Origin of the sequence: Bradyrhizobium sp. Rc2d, assembly GCF_900099855.1 — a bacterium.
Classification (GTDB): Bacteria; Pseudomonadota; Alphaproteobacteria; order Rhizobiales; family Xanthobacteraceae; genus Bradyrhizobium.
The window spans coordinates 105,466-125,092 of sequence record NZ_FNCU01000017.1 but is presented as its reverse complement, the minus strand read 5'-3'; the positions used below and the strand labels follow the sequence as shown (position 1 = coordinate 125,092).

The window sequence follows — 19,627 nt, the reverse complement described above, 5'->3', positions numbered from 1 at the left end:
AGAGAGAGGATCTGAAGAGAGAGGCGTGAGTTCAGCGGCCACCGCCGCCGCCGCCACCACCACCGCCGCCACCACCGCCGGCATCACGCATCGCGGAGCTGTAGCGAGGATCGCTCTGCTTCATGTAAGTCGGCGAGGTGTCGCGATGGCTGACCGTGCGTCGTCCGCCCTGGCTCGGCGTCTCGATCAGGCCGCTGCAGCCCTCGAAGAAGGCGAACTCGCAACCGTAGGTCCGGTACTGCGCGGCGTTGGCACTGGTCGCGGTGAACGCGGTCGCCGCAACCACCGCAATCAAAGCAACTTTCGACAATGTGAGTTTCATGGACATTCTCCAGTCTCGATTCGGCGAGACCAGAACGGCCCGCACGGTTCTTCGACGGAGGCTGGCTGAAACCGGTTCGAGCGGGTGGCTTCACGCCCGCGTGAGCCCCGACCGGGGAGGAGCGTCACGTTGCAGCGAGATCGCGGAGCATGTAGGTCGCGCCTTCACCGTAGCATGCGAGCTTTGCGCGCAACTCCGCATCCGTCGTGACGGGCCGAAAGCCGAAACGTTCCCATAGCGGCCGCGTGGCATAGACCGAGACCAGCGCGAGAGCCGCAATGCCCATTGAGCGTGCGAGTTGCTCGATCGTCGCGATATAGGCGCGCGCGACGCCACCGCGGGCGTCGGGCAGCACGGCGACGTCGTGCACGTAGAGGCAGTCCGCATCGTCGGGCAAGCTTGCGAGGAAGCCGTCGAGCGGCGGGATCTGATGCTGCTTCCAGGGATGGGCGAGCCCGTAGCCGACGATCCCATCGTCCGCCGCGAGCACACGGCAGCCATCGGGACAAAGCCGCATCTTTTCCGCGAACACATCAGGGCGCTCGGAAAGATCAGGATGGATGCGCGCCGCGATCGCGCCGATCGCAACAAGGTCGGCCGTGCGCGCGAGACGCCAATGCGGCTTGCTCATGTCGATCCGTCTCATTCGTTCCAATTTATTTCCGCCGCCAAGAGTAAGATCAATCCAGCTTCGGATATTCGAGCTGCATCGCCACGAAGTCGGCCGTTCGCGATCCGTAGCGCGCCTCGATCGCACGCAGCGTTTCGTCCAGCGCCTGTGCCGGCGGGGAGGTGCCGGCTCCCGGCAGCGCCTGCTGCGCCGGCCAATCGTCAGCGATCCGGTCCGGCAGGATGCCGAGGCCTCCGCGGCTCGTGCGCGCCTGCGCCGTGGCGGCGAAGGTGAGGGCGCGTGAGCGATAGGTCCGCGACCATGCATCGGCGATCAGTGCGAGCGAGACCTCGTCGACGTCAGGCATCAAAGCGATTCCGAGCTGCTCGCGGTTCCAGAAGGCGAGCGTGTTCGCGATCGCCGTCAGCGCGAAGGGGCGCGTGAAGCTGAACGCGTCGCTGCGGTGGCGCGCGTCCCACGCCGCAAGGCCGATGTCGCGGGCGACCGCCTCGGCCTTGGCCCGATCGGCGATGGCCTCGATCAGGGTGAGGGCCATCGGCATGGATGCGCTGATTCCGGTGGTCGTCGCGACGCTCTGGTCGACGACCAGTCTGCGGTCCGCCGTATAGCGGATCGTCGAGTGCTTCTGCAGATCGCGCACGGAATACCAATGCGTCGTGGCCCGCTTGCCGTCGAGCAGCCCGGTGTTGGCAACGACCGTAGCGCCGACGCAGACGCCGATGACGATCGCGCCCTTGCCGGCCTGGCTCCTGATCCACTGCAGGGCGACTGCGTCGTCGTCGCGGCTCATCGCGGGCACGATGACGTAGTCGGCGCCGTCGGGGTGCGCGGCGTCGAACTCGGCGATGGTCGCATGCGGCTGTACCCTCAGTGCGGGATAGAGCGTGACGGGTCCCGGCTGCGTCGCCAGGGTGAGGACGTCGGCGACGTCAGCCCGCGCGAGGATGCCGTAGGGCATCAGATAGTCGGTGGTCTCGCTCATGTCGTTGATGCCGACGATGGCGATCAGGGGGCGCTTTCGTTTCGGCGGTTTCAGCGCGGCCAGCGTCGCCTCGGTTTCGTCTCTGGAGATCGCGGGCGCGGTTCCCGATGCCGGCGCGCCCGGCAGCAGGAGCAGCCAGGTTCCGCCGATCGCCACCAGCGATGCCACGCCGCCGAGGGCGGTCCAGGCCAGAATGCGCCAGCTCATGATGTCACCCGCTCGTCGTCTCACGCGGCGCGGAAGCTATCCGGTCGCAACGATTTCAGGAATGACGCAAATCCGGCAAAATCGGTCATGTCGCGCGACGATCCATCGCACGATCATCGCCTGCGCACAGGAGTTTTCGAAATCTACCGCAGCCCCTCATACACCATCAGCCCGCGTGCGATCTGCAATTTGCGGATCGCGCGCGGCAGCAGTTTTTCCGGCTGATGCAGATAGCGCCAGGAGGTCAGGGTGAAGGCGCCGAGCGTGCCGCATTCGTCGTCGAACGGTGCGAGCACGCCGGTCACGCTGACGGGCGTATGCGGACGGGCATTGAAGGGGAGCAGCAGCAGCTCGAGATGCGCCTTGCTACCGTTCTCGCGTGCGGCCGTGACGCCGGCGATCACACCCAACTTCTCGTCGGCGACGATCGTGGTGATCTCCTCGATCTCGCCGCGGCTGGCTTGTGTGAACAGCGCCGTAAAGCTCCGGTCCTTGAGATCGCCTCCGGCGAGCGCGCAGACGCGCGTGCCGGCGACGCGGAACGGGAAGCCGAGGTGCTGCTCGCAGGACAGCACGAAGATGTCACCGAGCAGGTCACGGACGGCGGCCGGATCGATGTCGGCCCGGTCAGGGGCCCGCGCCATGCCGCGCTTGTCGTCCCAATACGCGAAGAACTCGCGGCTCGACGGATGTTTCATGACTGAACGCTTACCCCGGGGCGCATCCTCACGGCACAAACCTGTCCCGCTTCAGTGCACCCGCGATCCCTTTCGTTGTTGTGCAGGAGGGGATCTGCAGCGTCCATGCCGCGAGGGTGTTTTAGGCCCATCTAGGCCGCCTTTGCGTTGTTAACGTTAAATTAACTATGCGCTTTGCGCCGGCGGCCCGCTTGCTATGGTGATCGCGGTCGCAAGTCTCGCCGGTTTTCCAGGTTCTCGGCGAGGCCTGAACTTTGGGCGTCAAACAGTTTGGTCACGGGACCGCGGGGAGGGGTGGGGATACACCTTATTCCCAGGGGGTACCGGAAGTCCGACACGGACAGGCAGGGCTTTCCCAGGGCCCTGCCTTTTCCTTTTGTGCACTTGCGCAACGCCGGCAAAGGCGACTATCTCCAAGTGGATCGCTCCGATCGCGCCTGAAAGCGAAGCTGCCTTGGATTCCCCGCAAAATTCTCCGCCGCAGGATTCTCCGGATCTGCCGGCCGTCCAGGAGGCCCCGCGCGAGCCGATCCTGACGCTGCCCGTGGCGCTGACCGCCTATATCGCCCTGCTGGCGCTGATCCATCTGCGGGTGCTGCTGCCGCCGGAGATCGAGAACTGGACCATCGACGTCTTCGGCTTCATCCCGAAGCGCTACGATTCCTCGCTGCTCAATTTGCAGATCCCGGGCGGGGCGGGTGCGAAGGTCTGGACCTTCGTCACCTATTCGCTGTTGCACGCCAACCTGACTCATCTCGGCTTCAACGTGCTGTGGCTGCTGCCGTTCGGCAGCGCGCTGGCGCGGCGCTTCGGCGCCATCAGATTCTTCGTGTTCATGGCGGTGACGGCGGCGGCCGGCGCGCTCGCCCATCTCGTCACCCATGAGCATGCGGTGGCGCCGATGATCGGCGCCTCGGCCTCGGTGTCGGGGGCGATGGCGGCGGCGATCCGCTTCGCGTTCGCCCGCGGCAGCTTCCTGTCGTTCAGCCGTTCGGACGCCGATACCGCCTCAAAGGTTCCGGCGCTGCCGCTGTCGCGCGCGCTGCGCGACGGACGGGTGGTCGGCTTCCTCAGTGTTTGGTTCGGCCTCAACATCATCTTCGGTGTCGGCGCGATCGGCGTCGATGCCGAAACCACGAGCGTGGCCTGGCAAGCGCATATCGGCGGCTTCTTCGCAGGGCTCCTGCTGTTCGCGCTGTTCGATCCAGTGCCGCGCGTGCGAAGCGATGCTGCGGATGCGTCATCACAGGACGTTTCAGACCGAATTTGAAGCGGCGCTTGCGGCGCGGCCCGAATTCATCCATCATTCCCGCGAAGAATGTTCCGAAAGCGAAGCAATGCTTCGCAAAGCGCACGAGCGTGAACCGGCGCTGAAACTGTTAGTTGAAGACTCGCGAACAAGTTCCGAACCGCCAAATGGCGGACGGCTCCGATTCAGGGAGGCGACAATGACGGTACGTTCCATTCTCAACACCAAGGGCCATCAGATCATGAGCGTCGAGCCCGACGTCAAGCTGTCCGCCGCGATCAAGCTGCTCGTTGAGAAGAAGATCGGTGCGGTGCTGGTGATGAACCAGAGCCGGCTCGAAGGCATCCTGTCCGAGCGCGACATCGTGCGCGTGCTCGGCGAGCGCGGCGCCGGCGTCCTGGAGGAGCCGGTCGCAGAGGTCATGACCCGCAAGGTCGTCGCCTGCAAGGAGACCGATACTGTCGCCGAGCTCATGGAGATGATGACGACAGGCAAGTTCCGCCATCTGCCCGTGGTCGAGAATGGCAAGGTGGTTGGCCTGATCTCGATCGGCGACATCGTCAAGCGCCGCGTCCAGGAATACGAGGCCGAGCAGGAAGCCCTGCGCGACTATATCAAGACCGCCTGAGCGGACTTCACTCGTGTACTGTCGGCGCTGCGCCTTCAGGCGGCGGCGCCAGCACGTGGATCGCTTCCTGGATCGAATCCAATGCACGCTCTGCGGCACGCACGCCGTGCGCGATCAGATCTTCGGCGCGGTGGAAGTCGAACCAGCCGAACTGGCCGACCCGTGGCGTGATCAGCATGTCGGGCGGATCGCCGGCGAGACGGGCGCGGGTGATGCGGTCCTGCATGATGTTGAAGGCATCCACCATCACCGAGGAGATGCCGGGGCGTCCGCCACCGCCGAAGAACTCGCGCTTCATGGTCTTCTCGGGCGAGAACAGCCGGGGGAAGCGCCGTTTGGTCGTCGTCTCCTCGGCCACCGGCGCCACCGGAGTGGGCATCGCGCCGTGCGAATAGATCGTCGTGGAATGGGTGAAGATGTCGCTGGAAAGATTTGCGGCGATGACGATTTCGGCGCCGAGCGCGCGGGCGGCCGAGACAGGCACCGGATTGACCAGCGCGCCGTCGACCAGCCAGCGGTCGCCGATCAGCACGGGCGAGAAGATGCCCGGCAGCGCATAGGAGGCGCGCATCGCATCGACCACGCGGCCGCGCGTCAGCCAGATCTCGTGGCCGGTGCGCACCTCGGTCGCCACGCTGGCGAATTTGGCTGAGAGGTCCTCGATCAGGGTCTGGCCGACGGCTTCCTCGAGCCGGGTCGCCAGCTTCTCGCCACCGATCAGTCCGGAGCCATTGAGGCGGATGTCGAGATAGCCGAGGATGTTGCGCATGCCCTGCAGGCTGCGCCCCCATTCTTCCAGCGTATCGAGCTGGCCGGCCGCATAGGCGCCGCCGACCACGGCGCCGATCGAGGTGCCGACCACGACGTCAGGCACGATGCCGTTGGCGAGCAGGGTCCTGATGATGCCGATATGGGCGAAGCCGCGCGCCGCGCCGCCCCCGAGGGCAAGGCCGATGACCGGCCGGCGGATGCTGCCCAAGCCAACTTTCTCGCCAACTTTCTCGCCGTTTGAGCCGTTCGCGCCCCGACCCTTCAAGATGTCCAGCACTGAAAAACTCCCCTACGCCGGGGCCAGGCCCGTATCACCAGACTAGGCGCCACACTGGCGCTCCGCCAGAACCGCGGCGAAGCATGGTTTATGCCGCTTTGGGAAGCGCACAGGGCAGGAGTATGGCGATGGACGGTTGCTTCGGGACTAATCACGCAGGCGTCAACCGGGTTCCAATGACCGTATTCGATCGGGTTCCTGAGGCTTGAATTTGCCGCGTTTTCGGTGAAAAGCAGGGGCATGACACGCGGGGGTGACGGCATCATCGAATGGCGGCGCGGCGTTCGGCTGCTGCCGGCGCTGATCCTTGTCGCGTGCCTCGTGTCCCTCGGCCCGGTTTTCCTTGGCCAAAACGCCGCGCAGGCGCAGCTTTTCTCCGATCGTCCGCCGCCGGTGCCCCCTGCATCGGTGCCGGATCCCGGCGGCGCCATCAATCTGGCACCGCCATCTGGGCCGGGCGCCGGCCCCCCGAGCCTGCCGCCGACCCTGGCGCAGCCGGTTACGCCCAGTATGCCGCCGCCCGCGGTCACCACCGTGCCGCCGGCCGCGCCGCTCAATGCGGCCGCGCCCGGTCAGGGCGTGCTGTCGCTGACCGCGAAATACGGCAAGGATTCTCCCGCGATCACCAGCGGCTTGGTCTGGCGCGTATTCGCCGATCGTCCCGACGAGAACGGCACCTTCAAGCTGATCCGCGAGGAGCGCAACGCCACGCCCAACATCGTGCTGCCGCCGGGCACTTACGTCGTGCACGTCGCCTTCGGCCTCGTCAGTGCAGTGCGCACCGTCAGCCTGAAGGCCGAGACCGACCGCGAATCCTTCGTGCTGCCGGCCGGCGGCCTGCGCATCGAGGGCCGGGTCGGCACCAGCCGCATCCCGCAGAACCAGATCTCGTTCGCGATCTACAAGGGCAGCCAGTTCGAATCCGGCGAGCGCGCCTCCCTGGTGCCTAACGTCGCCGCCGGCGACGTCGTGCTGATACCGGAGGGCACCTACTACATCGTCTCCAACTATGGCGATGCCAATTCGGTGGTGCGCTCGGACATCCGCGTCCAGGCCGGCAAGCTCACCGACGTCACCATCACCCACCGCGCCGCCGTCATCACGCTCAAGCTCGTCAGCGACAGGGGCGGAGAGGCACTCGCCAACACTGCCTGGTCGGTGCTGACCCCAGGCGGCGACGTCATCAAGGAATCGATCGGCGCTTTCCCGCGCGTCGTGCTCTCTGAAGGCGAGTACCGCGCCATCGCCAAGAACGAGGGCAAGGTCTACGAGCGCGGCTTCAACGTCGTGAACGGCGTCGACGGCGAAGTCGAGGTCGTCGCGCGGTGATGCCTCGGCGGCGATGCCGCCCGGTGGTGGTCTGGTCAGGATGCTGGGCTTCGTGCCTCGGAAAATCCTCCACTTCTCACATCGCGCACAAGCACACCATCTCCCATTACCTCTGCGCGAGCGCCCAAGCGGCGTCTCAAGGTGCGAAGAAACCCGCCATCCGCGCCTTATTCCGGAAAACCACGTGAGTTCACCGCGCCGGTGGACGATGCCCGATTCCGATCATCAATTTTATTCTCTTTCCATCCCGCTGGGTTATATGTCGCATCGGTCCAGGGGAGCCGGATGCGCAGACCATCGACGGCTGCGCCAGCGGCAATGAGCAGGGGGCCCAGCCGGTCGGGATGTTCGAAGTGGTCCTAACGAGGCGCAAGCGGTTTGGCTGGCGATGGCAGGTGTGCGACCAGTCCGGCAAGATATTTGCGGACGGGTTCGAGCGTACGCGTCCGTCCGCCAAATATCACGGCGAGCGCGCGCTGTTCTTCCTGCTGTCGCAGGCCCATCTGAACGACCGCTCCGCCGCCTCGAGCGAGGAGTAGCGGCGGGCGAGCCGCTTGCTCTGAATTCGTAGCGCGGATTACGCTGCGTTCAATTCGGGCTACAAGACCTTGCGTTGCCTGACGAGCGAGGATACGCGGGTGTGTCTGCGATGAAGATGTGCGTTAGACGAGCGACGTTGCCATCCACATATTCCGTCATTGCGAGGAGCTCGCGACAAAATTGCAAAGCAATTTTGCGCTGATGCGACGAAGCAATCCGGACTGCCTCCTCCGAGGGATTCTGGATTGCTTCGCTGCGCTCGCAATGACGACGTTGATGCAGTCGCGCATGCTACCTCCCCACATCGTCCTGGCGAAAGCCAGGACCCATTACCCCGGTCAGCATTGTCGAAGCACGATACGGCCAAAGCGATCGCAACAATGATCTTCGGTGGTTGTGGGTCCTGGCTTTCGCCAGGACGACACCGGGGACGGCGACGCCGTTGCCAACTCACAGCACGCTTCGAAAACACAACCGTCATAGTCTCTAACGCCGACTAACCAACACCTGACTTAAAACTGTCATAATTACCGAACGGGCCCTGCGCCTGTGCACTCTTTACACGCCGTTAAGCGCAGCTGCATTGGATGCGCCGGGATAGTGCGTTGGGGACTGCCATGAGTGCCGCGAAGAAAGTGTCGGGAAAACCGGCCGCCGAAATGTTCGATGACATCCCGGTGCTTCAACGCAAATGGCGTGCCGCGTTGAAGCCGGGCGAACGGCTGCCGCGCTACGAGGACGTGATGCTCGGCAGTCTCGGACGGCTCGCCGATCACATCGCGCTGCTCAGGGGTGACGGCGCGCTCGAACTGTCGCGCAGCGGACGCTACGTGCAGAAATGGCTCGGCGAGGAGCGCTGGGACATTGCCGTCGCAGAGCTGTCGCCCGATTGCGCCACGGCGCTGACGGAAGCGGCGGCGATCGCGCTCGCAACGGGACAGCCACATCATGCGAGCGCGCATTGCGTGCGCGACGGCATGGTCAGAACCTACGATGTGCTGACGCTGCCGACCGCCTCGCGCTGGGGCGCGACACTGGTCGGCGCCTACATCAACGAGCGCGGCACGCAATACAATCTCCTGGATGCGATTTTCTCCGCGACCGACGACGCCGTGGTGTCGCTGGCGACGCTGCGCGATGCAAGCGGCAAGGCGTTCGATCTCCAGATCGTGCACCACAACAAGAGCGCGGGCGCGCTGCTGAAGGCTGCGACCGGAAGCCTGCTGTGGCGGAGGGTCGGTGAGGGGAGCACGCTGCTGGCCGCACCCGATATCATGGATTTCCTGCTCAAGGCTGTCTCGGACGGCCGCGGCGAGCAGCTCGAAATCGAGAGCGACGGACGACACCTCCGCCTCGGCGCCACCGCCTTCGCCGACGTGGTCTCGCTGACGATCTCCGACGTCACCGCGTTGAAGCGGCGTGACGCCTCGTTCCGCCTGCTGTTCGACAACAACCCGATGCCGATGTGGGTGTTCGACGCCGAGACCAAGCAGTTCCTCAGCGTCAACGACGCCGCGGTCCAGCATTACGGTTACAGCCGCGCCACCTTCCTGCGCATGAAGCTGCACGAGATCTGGCCCGAGGACGAGTGGGAGAGCCACGCCGAGGCGCTCGAACGCGTTGGCGATGCCTATCATTCCTCGCGCAATTGGCGGCACTTACGCGCCGACGGCAGCGAGATCGAGGTGCTCACCTTCGGCCGCCGCGTCGCCTTCGATGAACGCGACGGTTATCTGGTCGCGGTGGTCGACATCACCGAGCGACGCAAGGCCGAGGCGCGGATCGCCCACATGGCCCATCATGACGGGCTCACCGACCTGCCGAACCGCGAATATTTCCAGCAGCGGCTGAAGCAGGCGCTCGACCAGGCCGGAGGAAAGCGGGTCGGCGTGCTCTACATCGATCTCGACCTGTTCAAGAACATCAATGATTCCTTCGGGCATCCATCGGGTGACCGCCTGCTGAAGCAAGTCGCCGAACGCCTGACCACCGCGGTCCGCGGTGCCAATCTCGCGGCCCGGCTCGGTGGCGACGAGTTCGCCGTCATCCTGGCGGCCGACGTCTCGCCGAACGAGGCTAGCGCCTGCGCGACCTTGCTGATCGACATGTTGAAGGCGCCCTATGAGATCGACGGCCAGGAGATGGTGATCGGCGCCAGCATCGGCATCGCGCTGTCACCGGGTGATGGCACGACGTCCGAGGAGTTGATGCGCAACGCCGACATGGCGCTGTACCGGGCCAAGTCCGACGGCGGCGGCGTGCACCATTTCTTCGAGCGCGAGATGGACCTCCAGGCGCAGAGGCGCCGCGACATGGAGCTCGATCTGCGCCGCGCCTTTGCCAATGGCGAGTTCGAGCTGCACTACCAGCCGCTGGTGTCGATCGCCTCCGACCGCATCTCCGGCTTCGAATCGCTCTTGCGCTGGCGCCACCCGGACAAGGGCATGATCTCGCCCGCCGAGTTCATTCCGGTCGCCGAGGACATTGGTCTGATCACCCAGCTCGGCGAATGGGTGCTGCGCGAGGCCTGCGCCGAAGCCGTGAAATGGCCTGTCGACATCAAGGTCGCGGTCAATTTGTCGCCGGCGCAATTCCGCAGCCGCAACCTGGTTCAGGTCGTGATCTCGGCCCTGGCGCAGTCCGGCCTGTCGCCGAGGCGGCTCGAGCTCGAGATCACCGAGTCGATCTTCCTGGCGGAGACCGAAGCCAACCTCGCCACGCTGCATCAGTTGCGCGAGCTCGGCGTCGGCATCTCCATGGATGATTTCGGCACCGGCTATTCCAGCCTGAGCTACTTGCGCAGCTTCCCCTTTGACAAGATCAAGATCGACCGTTCCTTCGTCAAGGATCTGGCGCAGCGGCCCGATTGCAGCGCGATCGTGCGCGCGATCTCCGGTCTCGGCCGCAGCCTCAACATCACCACCACGGCGGAAGGTGTCGAGACCGAGGATCAGCTCGACTGGCTGCGCGCCGAAGGCTGCAATGAGGTGCAGGGCTTCCTGTTCAGCGCGGCGCGGCCCGCAGCCGAGATCGGAAAGCTGCTCGCCGATTTCGGCCAGCGCGCCTCACGGGCGGCGTAGCGGAGGCGGGTAGCAATCGTAGACCAGTGCTTTGAACGCCGGCGTGATGCGGCCGCGCTCGCTCTGAGTCTGTTGCATCATGAGGTAGACCATGTCGAGCTTGGGATCGACGCCGAAATAGGTGCCGCTGCCGCTGTCCCATTTCAACTCGCCGATCGAACCAGGCGGCGGTGGCTTCGCGTTGCCGGGATCGGTGCGCACCGCAAGGCCGTAGCCATAACCAAAACCGTCGCCGGGGAAATAGAAATAGTCGCGTCCGACGCCGGATCCGGGTCCGATGTGGTCGGTCGTCATGGCCTTGAACGCAGCAGGGCTCAGATAACGCTTGCCCGCGAACTCGCCGCCGTTGAGCAGCATCTGCGCGAAGCGCTGATAATCGGTGATGGTCGAGAGCAGCCCGCCGCCGCCCGATTGCCATTCGGGATGGTCGAGGCGCTCGCGTTCGGCGGCGAGCAGGATGAAATCGTTCGGCAATGGCCGCGCCATCCGCGCCAGCTCGTCCTCCGTCGCCAGCGCGAATTTGGTGCTGCTCATGCCGAGCGGATCCAAGATGCGTGCTTTCAGGAATTGGTACAGCGTCTGGCCCGAGATGATCTCGATGACGCTGCCGAGCACGTCGGTGGAATGACCGTAGCGCCACAACGTTCCCGGCTGCCTCGCCAGCGGCAATTTCGCGATACGATCGGTGAATTCCCTGTTGTTGAATTGACCTTCGAAGATATCGGCAGCCTTGTAGGCCTGCTCGACCCATTTGCCGCCGATGTAATCGTAGCTGATGCCCGAGGTGTGCCGCAGCAGATCCTCGATGCTGACGGGACGGACCGGCGGCACGAGATCGAGCTCCAGCTTGCCGTCCGGCTTGGTGATCTCGAGGCCCACCTTGGTGTCGGCAAAGAGCGGGACGTATTTCGACACGGGGTCAGTGAGTGCGAGCTTACCCTCGTCGATCAGCATCATCGCGCCGAGACACGTGATCGGCTTGGTCATCGAGTGGATGGCGAAGATCGTGTCCGGCGTCATGGCAAGGCCGGTCGTGACGTCGCGCACGCCGAACGTCTTGAGGTAGACCGGCTTGCCGTGCTGCTGGACCAGGATGACGGCGCCCGGCAGGCGGCCGCTCGTCACCTCGTTGTCGAAGAATGCCGTGATGCGGTCGAGGCCATCGGGCGTTGGAGCGGGAATGTCGGCGGCGCGGCCTCGCGCCATGGTGCCGGCCAGCAGCGTAGCCCCGACCAGAAATTCACGGCGTCTCATCCGGGCTTCCTCCCTGGGCGGGATGAAAGCCGGAAGACGCTGAAGGCGTCAACAAAACATCGCTTAAAAACGCGTCACGATTTCCGAAAGGAACGGTCGCGGACGGTCTTCGCTCGGCTTGGTCGGCGTACCGATGTGGACGAAGCCGGCGAGCTTTTCGTCCGGCTTGAGGCCGAGGCCGTCAAGCACGTCGCGATCGAAGGCGAACCAGCCGGTCAGCCAGCAGGCGCCGTAGCCGAGGGCGGTTGCGGCCGTGACGATGTTCATGGCGCTGGCGCCGGCCGACAATTCCTGCTCGAAGGCCGGCACCTTCGGATGCGGCCTGGTGAAGCTGACGATGCCGATCACCAGCGGCGCGTCGGTGAGGCGCTTGCGCTCGGTCTCGACGTCGGCGGCAGGCGCGCCTGGATTCTTCCGGGCGAAGACTTTTGCGATCACCTCGCCGGCGCGCTGGCGGGCATCGCCCTCGAAAATGATGAAGCGCCAGGGCGTCAGCTTGCCATGGTCCGGCACGCGCGCGCCGATGGTGAGGATGGTCTCGAGCTCGGCTGCGGAGGGGCCGGGTCCGGTCATCTCGCGCGGCTTGACCGAGCGGCGGGTTTTCAGGAGTTCGATGGCATCTCGCACTGCGATATCCTCTTCAACTGGTCGGCGGACGTACAGACCCGAGATAGGTATGCACGCCCGCAACCGGAAGCGAATTTAGATCGATTTCAGGGCTCAGACGGCGCCACGCGCCCGCTGCACGTCCGGCGGGGTCGCCTCGTCGAGGAGGGCGGCGATCGCCTCCTGCGTCGTCATCACCTTCTGGCCGTCGCTGCCGAGCCGGCGGACCGAGACCGAATGCGTCTCGGCTTCCTTCTTGCCGACCACGAGCAGCGCCGGGATCTTGGCCAGCGAGTGCTCGCGGACCTTGTAGTTGATCTTTTCGTTCCGCAGGTCGATTTCGACCCGAAGGCCGGCGCGCCGCGCCTGCTCGACGACCTGCTTGGCGTATTCGTCGGCTTCCGAGGTGATGGTGGTGACCACCACCTGCACCGGCGAGAGCCAGAGCGGGAAGTTGCCGGCATAGTGCTCGATCAGGATGCCGATATAGCGCTCCATCGAGCCACAGATCGCGCGGTGCACCATCACCGGCGGTTTCTTGCCGCCGTCATGGTCGATGTAGAACGCGCCGAACCGCTCCGGCAGGTTGAAGTCGACCTGCGTGGTGCCGCACTGCCAGTCGCGGCCGATGGCGTCGCGCAGCACATATTCGAACTTCGGGCCGTAAAAGGCGCCTTCGCCCGGATTGATCTCGGTCTTGATGTGATTGTTCTGCGACTGGATCTCGCGCAGCACGGTCGCCATCACCCGCTCGGCGTGATCCCACATCGCGTCGGTCCCGACGCGTTTCTCCGGCCGGGTCGACAGCTTCACGGTGAGATCGCCGGTGAAGCCGAAATCGGCGTAAGTCGACAGGATCAGGTCGTTGATCTTCAGGCATTCCTCGGCGAGCTGATCCTCGGTGCAGAAGATGTGTGCGTCGTCCTGGGTGAAGCCGCGCACGCGCATCAGCCCGTGCATGGCCCCGGAGGGCTCATAGCGATGCACGACGCCGAACTCGGCGAGGCGCAACGGCAGGTCGCGATAGCTTTTCAGGCCGTGCTTGAAGATCTGCACGTGACCAGGGCAGTTCATGGGCTTGAGCGCAAACCAGCGCTTGTCCTCGGCCTCGTCGCCGGCCGACTGCGCCGCGAACATGTTCTCGCGATACCAGCCCCAATGGCCCGAAGTCTCCCACAGCACCTTGTCGAGGATCTGCGGCGCGTTGACCTCGCTGTAGTCGCCGGTCAGGCGGCGCCGCATATAGGCAATCAGCTGTTGGAAGATGGTCCAGCCCTTCGGATGCCAGAACACGACGCCCGGACCTTCCTCCTGGAAATGGAAGAGGTCGAGCTCGCGTCCGAGCTTGCGGTGGTCGCGCTTCTCGGCTTCTTCGATCTGCTTGAGGTAGGCGTCGAGGTCCTCCTGCTTGGCGAAGGCGGTGCCGTAGATGCGGGTCAGCATCGGGTTGTTGCTGTCGCCGCGCCAATAGGCGCCGGCCACCTTCATCAGCTTGAAGGCATTGCCGACCTTGCCGGTCGAGGTCATGTGCGGGCCGCGGCAGAGATCGAACCAGTCGCCCTGGTAGTAGATCTTGATCGGCTCGTTGCCGGGAATGGCGTCGACCAGCTCGACCTTGAAGGCTTCGCCCTTGTCGCGGAACACCTGTTTGGTCTTTTCGCGATCCCAAACCTCTTTGGTGAAAGGTTTGTCGCGCGCGATGATCTCGCGCATCTTCTTTTCGATCGCGGCAAAATCTTCCGGCGTGAACGGCTCGTTGCGGAAGAAGTCGTAGTAGAAGCCGTTCTCGATCACCGGGCCGATGGTGACCTGGGTGCCCGGCCACAGTGATTGCACGGCTTCGGCCAGCACGTGCGCGCAGTCGTGACGGATCAGCTCGAGCGCGCGGGGATCCTCGCGGTTGACGAGCTCGATCTTCGCGTCGGCCTCGATCGGGTCGTTGAGGTCAGCGAGCGCGCCGTCGAGCGCCATCGCGACCGTGCGCTTGGCCAGCGACGGCGAGATGCCCTTGGCGATATCGATGCCGGTGATGCCCTTGTCGAACTGGCGCTGGGCGCCGTCTGGGAAGGTGAGGGTGACCTTGGGGGCGGGGGACACGGGCTTCAGATTGGAGAGGCTGTACTGGAATCCGGACTCGGATTTTGGCTGGTCGGTCATGCTTTTCTCCTGAGGCTCACTCCTGCGAACGAGCGCAGGTAAGCGGGAACGAGCGATATATCAGGCGATTCGGCCTGCGCAATCCGGCATTTCCAAGAAAGTGGCGCGCAAAAGCTGGGACGGTGCACCAACTATTTCAAACCGCGCCCTTTAACAGACCGCGGCTCTGCTCTACATGCACTTGCATGGAAAGATCGCCTGCTGCCAGCCGCTTCGCGCCAACCGCCCTGATGCTCGGCAACATCGTCACTGGCTGCTCGGTGCTGGCGCCGGCGGGTATGCTGCCGGAATTGGCGACCGGGCTCGACGTCAGCATCCATGCGGCCGGTCTCCTGATCACCTTTGGCGCGATCACGCTGTGCATCGGCTCGCCGCTGACGGCCTGGCTCACCAGCCGCATCGAGCGGCGGACGCTGCTCACGACCACGCTGGCCGTGCTCGCCGTCGGCAATCTCGCCTCGGCGTTTGCGCCCGACTATGCGAGCCTCCTTGCCATCCGTCTGGTGATGCTCGCGGTCGGCGCGCTCTATACGCCGCAAGCTGCCGGCACCGCGGCGCTGATCGTGCCGGCGGAGCGGCGTGGGAGCACCATCGCCTACATCTTTCTCGGCTGGTCGCTCGCTGCCGCCGTCGGCTTGCCGCTGATCACCTTCATCGCCAGCCGCTATGGCTGGCGTGCCGCCTATGGCGAGATCGGCGCGCTCGGCTGCATCAGCTTCCTGTTGCTGCTGCTGCGCCTGCCGGCAGGCCTGAAGGGCGCGCCAGTGGATATCAAGACCTGGGCCGAGGTCGGCCGCAGCAACACAATTCTGCTCCTGCTTGCGGTCACCATGCTGCAAATGTCCGGGCAGTTCGTGGTGTTCACCTTCATGGGCCCGCTGCTCAACAAGCTCACCGGCGCCGGACCCGATGCCATCGGCATGGTGTTCGCGCTTTACGGCGTTTGCGGCTTTCTCGGCGTCGCCATCGCGACCCGCGTTGTCGACACCTCGGGACCTTATCGCACCTCGCTGCTGTTCACCTGCCTGCTGCTTGCGGGGATCACCGGCTGGGCGCTTGGCGCCGGCACGTTCGCATTGATGGCGGGCGCGGTCGCGGTCTGGGGCCTTGGCTTTGCCTCGACCAATTCGATGCAGCAGGTGCGGCTGGTCGTGGCCGCGCCGTCGCTGGCATCGGCGACCGTCGCGCTCAACACCTCCGTTCTCTATATCGGTCAGGCGGTCGGCTCGGCCATCGGCGGATTGCTGTTCGCCCGCGAGCTCCTGCACACGCTCGGCTTCGTCGCGGTCGGTTTCGTCGTGTTGGCGCTGCTCCTAGTGCTGTTGACCCGGCCCCGGTCGGCTGCCGCCGTGATGGCCTGAATCCCGCGGCTTCCGCGTGCAAGATGCTTGGCAAACCGCGCGGGAGGGCGCTAGAACGCCCATCATGGGGACCAGAGAGAGTTGACTGAGATGAGGATGATTTTGGCGGTTGCCGCGGTGCTCTATTCAGCCTCCGCGTTCGCGCAAGCCGACAAGCCACCGATGGTGGGAGACAAGCCGCTGGTGCAGGTCAAGCCCAAAGGGACCAAAGAGGCGGCGGCCAAGCCCGCCGCGGCGGCGAAGGGCAAGCCGCAATCGATCGCGGCGCGGCTCCAGGCCTGCCTCGAAATCGATGACGGCACCAAGGACCGTCTCAACTGCTACGACGCCGTGATCCCGCCGGCGCCGAAGCCAAAGCCGGCAAAGGCCAAGGGCTACGCCGATTGCCGCTTCTTCAAGGAAGAGGACGAGCGGCTGGCCTGCTTCAACGGCTTTGCCGAGAGCATTCCGAAGCTGCCGAAAACCTAAGCGATAGACCGGGCCCCTCAGCGCGCCACGGTCACGTCCGTTTAACGGCTCGATGCGGATGGATTGGTGGAGGCGACGCGCGTGAGCGCAAGCGCGGGCGTCGCCGACATCTTCACCAGGACGTCCTTGAGCGGATCCCGCGTCCAGGCCCTCGTCACATAATCGCGATGAGTGATGCCCTCGCCAGTCTCGACTAACACCACGCTGCCGGGCCGCAATGGCCCGTCCATGTCTTCCGAGACGCTGATGCCCTTCTGCCTCAGCATGCTCATCAGCTCGCGGTCGCGCCGCGCGGTGTAGCGGGTGTAGGCACTGACGAAGAAGCCGGAACGGTGGCTCTCGATCCAGGACGCGAACTTGTCCATTTCGCCATAGACCGCGTCGAGCAGCACGACGCCGCGGACGCGGTCGCTGATGCCGCCGACCTCTAAGCTCCAGGCCGTCGGCAGGAAGCCGCCGCTGTAGCCGACGATCACGATCGGCATGTTGGCGAAGGCCCGCGCGCTGTTGGGATCGCCGGTCAGGCGGGCGAGGTGGTTGGCCGATTCCTCCATGAAGCGCTTGAGGCCGCCCGCCTGCCAGAACTTGCCGGCGCTGGAATCGGCGGCATCAACCGCCATCTGCGGCGCAAGCAGGATGGCGTTGGCGCCGGAATCGGTGATCTGTTTCGGTACCAGCTGGCGGTCGCGCACGTCACGCTCGAGCGTGGCGCCATTGCCATGGAAGAACACCACGATCACACCCGGCTTGCGGACGTCGAAATGCTCGGGGACGTGAACCAGCACGCGGCTGTCGCTGTAGGTTTCGTCCTGCCAGTAGACGCGCCCCGAATAGCTGCGGTGGCCGCGGCGGTCGCCCTTGGAGATGTTGAGGAAGGGTGCGTCGGAGGCGGGGTTGTTGCCGAAATAGGGAAAGGCCGACGACTTCATGCTGACGAGCGTCGTCAGATCCTCGCGGGGCGGACGCTTGAAGGGGAGCTGCGGCTCGAGCGAAGCGACCTTGTAGGGCGCCTGCTCAGGTTGCGGCTGCTGGACGGCGCGCTTGGGCGAGAAGTCCGACATCTGCCGTTGCAGGAAGCTCTCGCTCGCCGAGGGGAAACGCTCCCTGAACTGCGGGGCAGGGAAGCGATCCTCGAACGTGTCGCCGCTTGCCACCTGCGTATTTGTCTTGGCGACCACCTGCACGTTGGCCTGCGAGTTCGCCGCGAGCGCCGCCGGATTGGGCGCCTTGCCGCATTGAACCAGCGTCAGCGACATCGGTACCAAGGCTGAGATCAGGCCGACCCGGAGCACGCGACCGCGCGCGCCGGACATCGTCCGGTCTGCACGAGTGTCAGCTCTCAATTTCGGAACGGCCCCGACCATCCACCCATGACCCCAAGTCACGTCCATCAAGTCACGTCCACCGGCGATCTTGAAACAATTGAGCCGACTGGCGTTTAGGTGACGTTAAGCGTCCGGTGAAACTTCCCCACATCCGGAACGCTCAAAGGGACCATGCAATCGTGTCGTGATTGTGGGGGAGGAGAACAGGATTGTCCGGGGTTTGTGCGGGTTTATTGCCCAGGACCGTGCATAAGCGGTGTCAAAATACCCGGTTCGCCCGCCTCATTTAACCCTTGTTAACCCTGCTTGAATTGACTGATCAATCTGCACGATGCTCCCCATGGGGCGAGACGCCTGAGGCTTGAGGACCCGATGACAGCATCAGATGCGGGTACCGCGCCCTGGACTGGCCGGCTGACCGGAGGCGGGTCGGGGGTCTCCGTTCTGGTCGCAACCGCCATTGTCGTTGCCGACATGATCGGGGTCGGCGTCTTCACCAGCCTCGGCTTCCAGGTCAAGGACATCCCATCGGGCTTCTCGATCCTGCTGCTCTGGACGGTCGGCGGTATCGTCGCGCTGTGCGGGGTGTTCTCCTACAGCGAATTGGGCGCGATGTTTCCGCGCTCCAGCGGCGAGTACAATTTCCTCGGCCGCGCCTATCATCCCGCCTTCGGCTTTCTCGCCGGCTGGGTCTCGGCAACGGTGGGGTTTGCGGCGCCGGTCGCGCTCGCCGCGATGGCGTTCGGCGAATACGCCAAATCGGTCGTGCCCGAACTGCCGCCGATCCCGCTCGCCATCGGCGTGGTGTGGCTGGTTTCGCTCGTGCAACTGACCGGCGTCAGGCACTCCTCGACCTTCCAGCTGATCTCGACGATTATCAAGGTCGTGCTGATCGTCGCCTTCCTGGTGGCCGGCTTCGTCATCGGCGTGCCGCAGCAGATCGCCTTCACGCCGCAGCCGGGCGATCTCGCCCACATCGTCAGCGCGCCCTTCGCGATCGGGCTCGTCTTCGTGATGTACTCGTTCTCGGGATGGAATGCCGCGACCTACATCATCGGCGAGATGAACACGCCGCAGCGGAGCCTGCCGCGCGCGTTGCTCGCGGGCACGCTGATCGTGCTCGTGCTCTACGTCGCGCTGAACGCGGTGTTCCTCTACTCGACGCCGGTCAGCGCGCTGGCCGGCCAGCTCGACGTCGCCAGTGTCGCCGGCAGCGCCATCTTCGGCGGCCTCGGTGGCCGGATTGTCGGCGCGATGATCTGTGTCGGTCTGATCTCCTCGATCAGCGCGATGATGTGGATCGGCCCGCGCGTGATGATGACGATGGGCGAGGACATTCCGGCGCTGCGCGTGTTCTCGCAGAGGTCGGCGAACGGTGCGCCGGCCTATGCCATCCTGTTTCAGCTCGCCGTCGCGACCCTGCTGCTGTTCACGCGCAGCTTCGAGGCGGTGCTCGACTTCATCCAGTTCGCGCTGCTGTTCTGCTCGTTCTTCACCGTCGCCGGCGTCATCAAGCTTCGCATCACCGATCCCGATCTGCCGCGGCCCTATCGCGCCTGGGGATACCCGTTCACGCCACTGATTTTCCTGCTCGTGACCGCGTTCATGATGTACTACCTGTTGACCGAGCGGCCGGTGCAGTCGCTGTCGGGGATGCTCGTCATGCTCTCGGGCCTGCTGATATATGTTGCTTTCCGCAGGCGGCCGGTTGCCGCTGGCAATTCATCACATCGCGAATAGAC

Annotated in this window: 17 protein-coding genes; 8 read left to right on the top strand and 9 right to left on the bottom strand. The window is 64.8% G+C overall.

From position 1 onward, the window contains the following. Positions 1–31: 31 nt before the first annotated feature. The 4 genes from BLV07_RS21925 to BLV07_RS21910 form a co-directional block, all read right to left on the bottom strand. Complete coding sequence (locus BLV07_RS21925) at positions 32–322, bottom strand: hypothetical protein (RefSeq protein ID WP_091889413.1); 291 nt, start codon at positions 320–322, stop codon at positions 32–34. 124 nt (positions 323–446) lie between these two features. Continuing rightward, on the bottom strand, positions 447–953 hold the full coding sequence (locus BLV07_RS21920) for a GNAT family N-acetyltransferase (RefSeq protein WP_176945683.1): 507 nt from the start codon (positions 951–953) through the stop codon (positions 447–449). Between the two features lie 49 nt (positions 954–1,002). Then, positions 1,003–2,142, bottom strand: coding sequence for a DJ-1/PfpI family protein (locus tag BLV07_RS21915; RefSeq protein WP_091889409.1), 1,140 nt, complete (start codon positions 2,140–2,142; stop codon positions 1,003–1,005). Positions 2,143–2,285: 143 nt separating this feature from the next. Then, positions 2,286–2,840, bottom strand: a complete 555-nt coding sequence (locus tag BLV07_RS21910; protein ID WP_091889407.1) for a PAS domain-containing protein — start codon at positions 2,838–2,840, stop codon at positions 2,286–2,288. Between the two features lie 454 nt (positions 2,841–3,294). On the opposite strand from BLV07_RS21910, the gene BLV07_RS21905 reads away from it, so the two are divergent. Continuing rightward, entirely contained in the window at positions 3,295–4,110 is an 816-nt protein-coding gene (locus tag BLV07_RS21905; RefSeq protein WP_091889405.1) for a rhomboid family intramembrane serine protease, read from the top strand. A gap of 178 nt (positions 4,111–4,288) precedes the next feature. Continuing rightward, on the top strand, positions 4,289–4,717 hold the full coding sequence (locus BLV07_RS21900; RefSeq protein WP_091889403.1) for a CBS domain-containing protein: 429 nt from the start codon (positions 4,289–4,291) through the stop codon (positions 4,715–4,717). 7 nt (positions 4,718–4,724) lie between these two features. On the opposite strand, the gene BLV07_RS21895 is transcribed toward BLV07_RS21900, so the two are convergent. Then, positions 4,725–5,765 (bottom strand): patatin-like phospholipase family protein, encoded by a 1,041-nt coding sequence (locus BLV07_RS21895; protein ID WP_091889401.1) that lies wholly within the window; start codon positions 5,763–5,765, stop codon positions 4,725–4,727. Positions 5,766–6,005: 240 nt separating this feature from the next. Between BLV07_RS21895 and BLV07_RS21890 the strand changes: the two genes are divergently transcribed. From BLV07_RS21890 to BLV07_RS21880, 3 genes are all read left to right on the top strand, one after another. Continuing rightward, positions 6,006–7,094: an RgsD C-terminal domain-containing protein gene (locus BLV07_RS21890; protein WP_091889399.1), complete on the top strand. Its 1,089-nt coding sequence runs from the start codon at positions 6,006–6,008 to the stop codon at positions 7,092–7,094. 344 nt (positions 7,095–7,438) lie between these two features. Continuing rightward, the gene (locus BLV07_RS21885; protein ID WP_091889396.1) at positions 7,439–7,633 is read left to right on the top strand and encodes a hypothetical protein; all 195 of its coding nucleotides are present in this window, start codon (positions 7,439–7,441) and stop codon (positions 7,631–7,633) included. Positions 7,634–8,251: 618 nt separating this feature from the next. Further along, entirely contained in the window at positions 8,252–10,714 is a 2,463-nt protein-coding gene (locus BLV07_RS21880; RefSeq protein WP_091889395.1) for a putative bifunctional diguanylate cyclase/phosphodiesterase, read from the top strand. Here the strand turns inward: BLV07_RS21880 and BLV07_RS21875 are convergent. The 3 genes from BLV07_RS21875 to thrS all read right to left on the bottom strand — a co-directional run bounded on the left by BLV07_RS21875 (position 10,700) and on the right by thrS (position 14,731). Next, complete coding sequence (locus tag BLV07_RS21875; protein WP_091889393.1) at positions 10,700–11,968, bottom strand: serine hydrolase domain-containing protein; 1,269 nt, start codon at positions 11,966–11,968, stop codon at positions 10,700–10,702. The genes BLV07_RS21880 and BLV07_RS21875 overlap by 15 nt on opposite strands. Before the next feature lie 63 nt (positions 11,969–12,031). Then, the gene (locus BLV07_RS21870; RefSeq protein ID WP_091889391.1) at positions 12,032–12,595 is read right to left on the bottom strand and encodes a nitroreductase family protein; all 564 of its coding nucleotides are present in this window, start codon (positions 12,593–12,595) and stop codon (positions 12,032–12,034) included. A 93-nt stretch (positions 12,596–12,688) separates the two neighbouring features. Next, positions 12,689–14,731 carry a threonine--tRNA ligase gene (gene thrS / locus BLV07_RS21865; RefSeq protein WP_091889389.1) on the bottom strand — a complete coding sequence of 681 codons (2,043 nt, stop codon included), beginning with the start codon at positions 14,729–14,731 and terminating at the stop codon, positions 12,689–12,691. Positions 14,732–14,916: 185 nt separating this feature from the next. Between thrS and BLV07_RS21860 the strand changes: the two genes are divergently transcribed. Together BLV07_RS21860 and BLV07_RS21855 are read left to right on the top strand one after the other, a co-directional pair. Next, positions 14,917–16,092, top strand: coding sequence for an MFS transporter (locus BLV07_RS21860; RefSeq protein WP_091889387.1), 1,176 nt, complete (start codon positions 14,917–14,919; stop codon positions 16,090–16,092). A 90-nt stretch (positions 16,093–16,182) separates the two neighbouring features. After that, entirely contained in the window at positions 16,183–16,560 is a 378-nt protein-coding gene (locus BLV07_RS21855) for a hypothetical protein (RefSeq protein ID WP_091889385.1), read from the top strand. A gap of 41 nt (positions 16,561–16,601) precedes the next feature. Here BLV07_RS21855 and BLV07_RS21850 read toward each other — a convergent pair whose 3' ends face one another. Next, entirely contained in the window at positions 16,602–17,924 is a 1,323-nt protein-coding gene (locus tag BLV07_RS21850) for an alpha/beta hydrolase (protein ID WP_176945689.1), read from the bottom strand. Positions 17,925–18,257: 333 nt separating this feature from the next. Between BLV07_RS21850 and BLV07_RS21845 the strand changes: the two genes are divergently transcribed. Continuing rightward, a complete protein-coding gene (locus BLV07_RS21845; protein WP_091889381.1) occupies positions 18,258–19,625 on the top strand; it encodes an APC family permease in 1,368 nt (455 codons plus the stop codon). The last annotated feature ends 2 nt before the right edge of the window (positions 19,626–19,627 follow it).

Coding starts and splice junctions, on each gene's coding strand:
- BLV07_RS21925 (WP_091889413.1), bottom strand. CDS start 322: ATGAAACTCACATTGTCGAAAGTTGCTTTGATTGCGGTGGTTGCGGCG.
- BLV07_RS21850 (WP_176945689.1), bottom strand. CDS start 17,924: ATGGTCGGGGCCGTTCCGAAATTGAGAGCTGACACTCGTGCAGACCGG.
- BLV07_RS21915 (WP_091889409.1), bottom strand. CDS start 2,142: ATGAGCTGGCGCATTCTGGCCTGGACCGCCCTCGGCGGCGTGGCATCG.
- thrS (WP_091889389.1), bottom strand. CDS start 14,731: ATGACCGACCAGCCAAAATCCGAGTCCGGATTCCAGTACAGCCTCTCC.
- BLV07_RS21890 (WP_091889399.1), top strand. CDS start 6,006: ATGACACGCGGGGGTGACGGCATCATCGAATGGCGGCGCGGCGTTCGG.
- BLV07_RS21885 (WP_091889396.1), top strand. CDS start 7,439: ATGTTCGAAGTGGTCCTAACGAGGCGCAAGCGGTTTGGCTGGCGATGG.
- BLV07_RS21880 (WP_091889395.1), top strand. CDS start 8,252: ATGAGTGCCGCGAAGAAAGTGTCGGGAAAACCGGCCGCCGAAATGTTC.
- BLV07_RS21875 (WP_091889393.1), bottom strand. CDS start 11,968: ATGAGACGCCGTGAATTTCTGGTCGGGGCTACGCTGCTGGCCGGCACC.
- BLV07_RS21845 (WP_091889381.1), top strand. CDS start 18,258: ATGACAGCATCAGATGCGGGTACCGCGCCCTGGACTGGCCGGCTGACC.
- BLV07_RS21860 (WP_091889387.1), top strand. CDS start 14,917: ATGGAAAGATCGCCTGCTGCCAGCCGCTTCGCGCCAACCGCCCTGATG.
- BLV07_RS21900 (WP_091889403.1), top strand. CDS start 4,289: ATGACGGTACGTTCCATTCTCAACACCAAGGGCCATCAGATCATGAGC.
- BLV07_RS21855 (WP_091889385.1), top strand. CDS start 16,183: ATGAGGATGATTTTGGCGGTTGCCGCGGTGCTCTATTCAGCCTCCGCG.
- BLV07_RS21910 (WP_091889407.1), bottom strand. CDS start 2,840: ATGAAACATCCGTCGAGCCGCGAGTTCTTCGCGTATTGGGACGACAAG.
- BLV07_RS21920 (WP_176945683.1), bottom strand. CDS start 953: ATGAGCAAGCCGCATTGGCGTCTCGCGCGCACGGCCGACCTTGTTGCG.